This window comes from Deferrisoma palaeochoriense, assembly GCF_054656955.1.
In genome coordinates this window covers 1-5,808 of record NZ_BAAHXI010000111.1, presented here as the reverse complement: position 1 = coordinate 5,808, position 5,808 = coordinate 1, and the positions used below count along the sequence as shown (strand labels likewise).

Annotated in this window: 6 protein-coding genes; 2 read left to right on the top strand and 4 right to left on the bottom strand. The window is 63.6% G+C overall.

The genetic code is table 11. The features are described 5' to 3' along the window. Positions 1–204: 204 nt before the first annotated feature. Positions 205–360, top strand: a complete 156-nt coding sequence (locus ACYQ8L_RS17865; protein WP_459943180.1) for a hypothetical protein — start codon at positions 205–207, stop codon at positions 358–360. Between the two features lie 160 nt (positions 361–520). Then, the gene (locus tag ACYQ8L_RS17860) at positions 521–952 is read left to right on the top strand and encodes a hypothetical protein (protein WP_459943179.1); all 432 of its coding nucleotides are present in this window, start codon (positions 521–523) and stop codon (positions 950–952) included. Positions 953–1,191: 239 nt separating this feature from the next. Here the strand turns inward: ACYQ8L_RS17860 and ACYQ8L_RS17855 are convergent, their stop codons facing one another. From ACYQ8L_RS17855 to ACYQ8L_RS17840, 4 genes are all read right to left on the bottom strand, one after another. Further along, the gene (locus ACYQ8L_RS17855) at positions 1,192–1,416 is read right to left on the bottom strand and encodes a DUF2283 domain-containing protein (RefSeq protein ID WP_459943178.1); all 225 of its coding nucleotides are present in this window, start codon (positions 1,414–1,416) and stop codon (positions 1,192–1,194) included. Between the two features lie 308 nt (positions 1,417–1,724). Further along, the gene (locus ACYQ8L_RS17850) at positions 1,725–3,623 is read right to left on the bottom strand and encodes a polysaccharide biosynthesis protein (protein ID WP_459943177.1); all 1,899 of its coding nucleotides are present in this window, start codon (positions 3,621–3,623) and stop codon (positions 1,725–1,727) included. A gap of 149 nt (positions 3,624–3,772) precedes the next feature. Next, entirely contained in the window at positions 3,773–4,399 is a 627-nt protein-coding gene (locus ACYQ8L_RS17845; RefSeq protein ID WP_459943176.1) for a sugar transferase, read from the bottom strand. Then, on the bottom strand, positions 4,362–5,540 hold the full coding sequence (locus ACYQ8L_RS17840) for a DegT/DnrJ/EryC1/StrS family aminotransferase (RefSeq protein ID WP_459943175.1): 1,179 nt from the start codon (positions 5,538–5,540) through the stop codon (positions 4,362–4,364). Before ACYQ8L_RS17840 ends, ACYQ8L_RS17845 begins: the two co-directional genes overlap by 38 nt. Positions 5,541–5,808: the final 268 nt, after the last annotated feature.

The window sequence follows — 5,808 nt, the reverse complement described above, 5'->3', positions numbered from 1 at the left end:
CGTCCGCCGGAGCACAAGCCCGTCGCCCTACGTAGCCCGACGAAGGGCGATACGGGGAGGACGCGCTGCTGGAATGGCTCGCCGCCCCGGAGCAGCAGGAACTCCGGCGCACGTTCGCGGTGTGGCTGAGGCGGGTGCTCATCCCGCGGCACGGCTTCCCCGCCCCCCCTTCCCGAGACCCGGGACCTCCTGGAGGTGCGAGACATGCTGGCGGAACGGGTGAAAGAGTGGACCGAGCAGTGGAAACGCGAGGGGCTTGAGGCCGGCCGGCGGGAGGGCCTCCAGCAAGGCCGCCGCCAGGCCGTGCGGGCCGAGCCCCTCGACGCGTTCCGCGCGGCCTTGCGTAGCGTTCTGGGCTGAGGCAGCGTCCGCCGGCGCGGGCCGTTGTGCCCCTGTCACCCGTCACCGACCCCGACCGTCCCAACAGCTCCGCCCCCGCCCCAACGGCCGCTTGCATCCCGCGATGGACGGGGGCAAGATGCCCGTGCATGCCTCAATCCGCTTGAGCGGGGGTAGGGCCATGAAAAAGGAACACTTCGAAATTTTGCTCGAAGACATCCGGGAGAAGTTCGACCTCGTCCTGGAGGGTCACGAGGTGCTTCGGGCCGACATTGAACGGGCCCGGCAGGAGTCTCGGGAGCGGGACGAACACCTCCTGTTCCTGATCCAGGCGCTCGACGACAAGATCGACGGCGTGGACGCCCGATTGGGAGCAAAAATCGACGAAGTCGACACTCGCCTGAGCGCTAAGATCGACGAAGTCGACACCCGCCTGTCCGCCAAAATCGACGCGGTCGACGCCCGCCTGAGCGCTAGGATCGACAGCGTCGAGAATCGGCTGAGTGCCAAGATCGACCAGGTTGGGAAGACCCTCGAAGAGGTGAAGGAAGACCTGGCCGCCCACCGCCGGGACACAGAAGTCCATCTGCCGCGCCCGACGAAGGGGGCGTAGGCCCCGGCGAAACTCAGCGTCTGCTACCCGCGCCCCCGGGCGGGCGATCACCGCCTACACCGCATCGGCCCCCGACTACCTGGGCGGAGCAACGGCCGCACCCCTTTTCCTCTGCCGCCCCCTGCAACCATCGACACCGCGCCCGCCACCCTAGGCTCGAGAACCAAATAACCTGTCAACGGCCGTCGTCCGGAATGCCTGACCAACGCGCCGACCTCAGAACCAGCAGGCCCCGCACCTCAACCCGTCGAAGCTCGTGGGCTCATCCCCTGCGGCATCTCCCGGAGCGAGAACTCCTCCAGTCGGGCGTTCGCCCGTGCATGCTCGATAGTGAGGCTCACAAGCTTTCCGTTCTCGTCCAAGTCCACGTAAATGTCTTCGCCGAGTTCCCGGGTCTCGGCGACCGCGGCGTCTCGAAACTCGATCAAAGCAGTGTCGGTGTCCGGGAAATAAATCACCCTCATCGCCCTCGCTCCTTGAACGAGCGATCAAAAAACGCGTTGTGCACCTCGGCGATGATCCACCTCTACGTACCCGATGAACCCTTGCCGGACGGAAGGGGTTCTCGGTCATCTGCCCTTCTGAATTCTGACCCCTGATCCAGAAGCCGCCCCCGACCCGCGCGCCCGACGCCACCGCCCTCCAACCGGCGGCCGATAGCCGAACGGACCGCCAACGCGGCCGTACGCGAGGCCCTCGGTGCCGAAAACTTATTAACTTAGCAGCGTCCCGACCGCCCCCCTGCTGTTCCCACCCGTCACGGCTCTTCCCATCACCTCGACGAGGCGGGCTGGGGCTCCGCGGGGCCCGCGGCCTTGGGGTGGAGCTTCACCTCGGCGCCGGGGCCGCGGTTGGGGCGGTACTCGGGCACGATCTCCCGTAGTTTCGCCACGATGAGCTCGGGCTCCCCCTTTCGCACGCAAAACTTGAGCTCCTGAAGGTGGCGGTCCATCTCCTTCAGCGGCACCGTGCGGGCCGCCGCCACCAGGATCTTCCGGTGTTCGGTCTTCTTCACCCCTTCGCCCTCGATCAGGAGCTCCTCGAAGAGTTTCTCGCCGGGCCGGAGCCCGGTGAACACGATCTCGATGTCCTCGTGCGGCTCAAGCCCCGAAAGCCGGATCAGCTCCTCGGCCAGGTGCACGATCTTCACGGGCTCCCCCATATCAAGGAGGAAGATCTCCCCGCCCTGCCCCATGCTCCCGGCCTGGAGCACGAGCTGGCTCGCCTCGGGGATCGTCATGAAATAGCGGATCACGTCGGGGTGGGTCACCGTCACCGGCCCGCCCCGGCGGATCTGCTCCTGGAAGAGCGGCACCACGCTCCCGTTCGAACCCAGGACGTTTCCGAACCGCACGGTCACGTACTCCGTGCGGCTTTCCGCGTCAAAGGCCTGCACGAACATCTCGGCCGCCCGCTTGGAGGCCCCCATCACGTTCGTGGGGTTCACGGCCTTGTCAGTCGAGATCATCACGAACCGCTCCACCCCCGCGGCCTCCGCCGCCTCGGCCACATTCCGGGTGCCGAACACGTTCGTCTTCACGGCCTCGGCCGGGTGGTACTCCATCATGGGCACGTGCTTGTAGGCGGCCGCGTGGAACACCACCTGGGGCCGGTACGCCTCGAACACCTCCCCCACCTGGTCCCGGTCGCGCACGTCGGCGAGCACCGGCACCACGTCAAGCCCCGGAAACTCCCGCTGGAGTTCCAGGTGAATCTCGTGGAGCGGCGTTTCCGCGATCTCAAAAAGGATGAGCCGCCGGGGGCCGAACCGCGCCACCTGCCGGCAGATCTCGCTTCCGATCGATCCCCCGGCCCCGGTCACGAGCACCCGCCGGCCCGCCAGGTACCCCGCGATGCGGCCGGTGTCGAGCTTCACCGGGTCGCGGCCCAACAGGTCCTCCAGGTTCACGTCCCGAAGCTGGGCCGCGAGCCGCCGGGGCTCCAGCATGTCCGTGATGGGCGGGAGCGTCTGCACCTGGAGCCCCTCGGCCTGGCACCGGTGCACCACCTCGCGGATCAGCTTCGACGGCGCCGACGGGATCGCGATGATGACCCGCTTGACCCCGTGGAACCGGGCGAGGCGCCCCAGGTCCCGGATTCGGCCCAACACCGGGATGTCGAGCACCCGGGCCCCTACCTTGGACGGGTCGTCGTCCAGAAACCCCACCACCCGGAGCCTCATGTCCGGGTTCTGGCGGATCTCCTGGGCCAGGAGCCGGCCGCCCATGCCGGCTCCCACGATCAGCACGGGGTCCCCCTCCTCGGCCCGCCGGGCGTAGCAGTGCTCCTGAAAGAGCCGCCAGGCCAGGCTCCGGCCCATGATAAGACCGTTCAGGATCATCCAGTCAAGAAGGGGGATGCTGCGGGAGTACCCCTCGAACCGGGTGAAAAAGAGCGTGAGCACCGTGGCCACGAGGCAGGCCACGGAAACGGTTTTTAGGATGTGGACGAGGTCGGGGATCGAGGCGTAACGCCAAAGGCGGCGGTAGAACCCCGACAGGAAGAACACGAGGGGCTTGACGGCCACCGAAACCGCAAGGCCGACCAGCAATACATCGCGCTGGCCGGCCGGCACGGTCCAGTCGAACCGGATGAGGTAGGCGAGAAGGTACGCCACGACCACCAGGGCCGTGTCGACCGGAAGAAGGAGAAGCCTCCTATACCGAACCATCCAAACCCCCCAGGCCCGCCAATCCCCGGGCCGAGCTTCAGGAAACCCGCGGCAGCCACCCGCCGCCGCAACACGCCGTGCGTTCTACCACCAATCCTCCCAGGGAGTCCAGACCCCGCCCCTGCGCACTCCTAACCCCCCGGCGGGACTTACTGAAACATGGCAACAATCGTGCGAAGAATAAGTTTCAAGTCCGACAAAACGGTTCGACCATAGAGGTATTCAAGATCAATAGCTAGTTTGTCGGGCAGAACTCGCGTGCGGTAGACGGACTCCCAGTCCTCGCCAGCCAACAGCTCCTCCTCGTGCCGGTACGCTAGAGAGGCGGCACTAGTGATACCTGGCCGCACGGCCAGAATTTGGCGTTGTTCCGGCGTGTATAGCGCTACGTACCGGGGGTCTTCCGGCCTCGGGCCCACAAGACTCATATCTCCTCGAAGCACGTTGAAAAGTTGGGGAAGTTCGTCGAACTTAAGACGGCGGAGGATTCTCCCAACCCGTGTGACGCGGGCGTCGGCCCGTGCCGTGATGGCAGGCCCCACTCGGTCGGCACCGTGGATCATCGTTCGGAATTTGTAAAGATGAAAAATCCTGCCGCTCTTCCCCACCCTCCGTGCCTTATAAAACACCGGGCCAGGGCTGTCTATCCTAATCACGATCGCAATCACAACGAAAAGCGGGCTCAGGACGGCGAGGCCAGCCGCTGACCCAAGGATGTCGATGGCCCGCCTTAGAGCGTCAGCGGCTGAATCGCTCGACAATGTCCGTGACGGCACTGATCACTTCCTCCACATCTTCATCACTCATTCGGGAGTAGATAGGCAAGGACACTTCCCGCAGGTACTCGCGATAGGCCACAGGGAAATCTTCAGGTTTCCATCCGTAAGTCTCTCTATAATACGGGTGGACGTGCAAGGGAATGAAATGCACGCTCGCACCTATCCTCCGCTTCTTTAGTTCCTCTATAAAAGCCCCCCGATCAATCCTTAGTCGGTCCAAGTGGAGCCTAAGCATGTACAGGTGCCAGGCATGGCGGCAGTCTGGGCGATCGGCCGGCACCTCCAAGGCAGGCAGGCCAGAGAAGGCCTCCGTGTATCGTTCGGCAATCGCCCTCCTCCGCGCCCACATGCGTTCCGCCTTTGAGAGTTGGACGAGCCCCATGGCAGCCGCGATGTCGGTCATGTTGTACTTGTAGCCTGGCGCTATGATTTCGTAGTACCAAGACCCCTCGGCCGCGTAGCGTTTCCAGGCGTCCTTGCTGATGCCGTGGAGGCTCATGATCTGGCACCGCTCCGCCAGTTCATCGTCGTGGGTGGTGATCATCCCCCCTTCGCCGGTAGTGATGGTCTTGGTGGCGTAAAAAGAAAAACAGGTAGCTGAACGCACCTGTGGCCAACTCCGGCCCACACTTCCTATTACCTTGCCCTTGTACTCGCATGGAAAAGCGTGAGCGGCGTCCTCGATCACGGCCAATCCATAGTGGGCCGCTATCTCGTAAATCGCATCCAACTCGGCAGGAAGCCCAGCAATATGGACCGGAATGATTGCACGGGTCCGCTCTGTTAACGCCACCTCCAGCTTCTCCGGATCCAAACTGAAATCGTCGGGCCGGACATCCACTAGCACTGGCCTTGCGTCGAAGTACCGCACCACCTCTGCCGTCGCGGCAAAGGTGTATGGCGTTGTAACAACTTCATCGCCTCGTTCCACCCCCACAGCCTCCAAAGCCAGGTGCATGGCCGCTGTGCAGGAATTGACAGCTACGGCGTGGCTGGCCCCCACGGCCTCGGCAAACCGGGCTTCAAATTCTTTCGTCTTCGGCCCGGTGGTCACCCAACCGGAAAAGACAGCTTCCTTGATCGCGCTCAACTCCGCTTCGTCCACGTCGGGCGCGGCAAACGGGAGAAATGTTTTCATGTCCACTTTTCCCTCAGCGCATGCTCTCCAGTTATTTCGCCTCTTCAGAAAAAAGCCCAAATAGTGTAAGCGCCTTAGGGCTTATCCGTACCTGAATTCGTGAACAGACCTGGTCCGTGGTATCGGGAAGCGGCTGTTTTTGTGTAGGAGCATTCGGCGCAACGTATTGATATTGCTGCCGATTCTGTGTTAGCATGATAACTTGGCATGTTCACCTTTTCGGTGAATCGGAGGGCCACCATGATCCGGTTCGGTATCGTTCAGTCCA

What these genes read in the sequence shown, in the direction of transcription:
- ACYQ8L_RS17865 (WP_459943180.1), top strand. Translation starts at nt 205, where the DNA reads ATGCTGGCGGAACGGGTGAAAGAGTGGACCGAGCAGTGGAAACGCGAG.
- ACYQ8L_RS17860 (WP_459943179.1), top strand. Translation starts at nt 521, where the DNA reads ATGAAAAAGGAACACTTCGAAATTTTGCTCGAAGACATCCGGGAGAAG.
- ACYQ8L_RS17855 (WP_459943178.1), bottom strand. Translation starts at nt 1,416, where the DNA reads ATGAGGGTGATTTATTTCCCGGACACCGACACTGCTTTGATCGAGTTT.
- ACYQ8L_RS17850 (WP_459943177.1), bottom strand. Translation starts at nt 3,623, where the DNA reads ATGGTTCGGTATAGGAGGCTTCTCCTTCTTCCGGTCGACACGGCCCTG.
- ACYQ8L_RS17840 (WP_459943175.1), bottom strand. Translation starts at nt 5,540, where the DNA reads ATGAAAACATTTCTCCCGTTTGCCGCGCCCGACGTGGACGAAGCGGAG.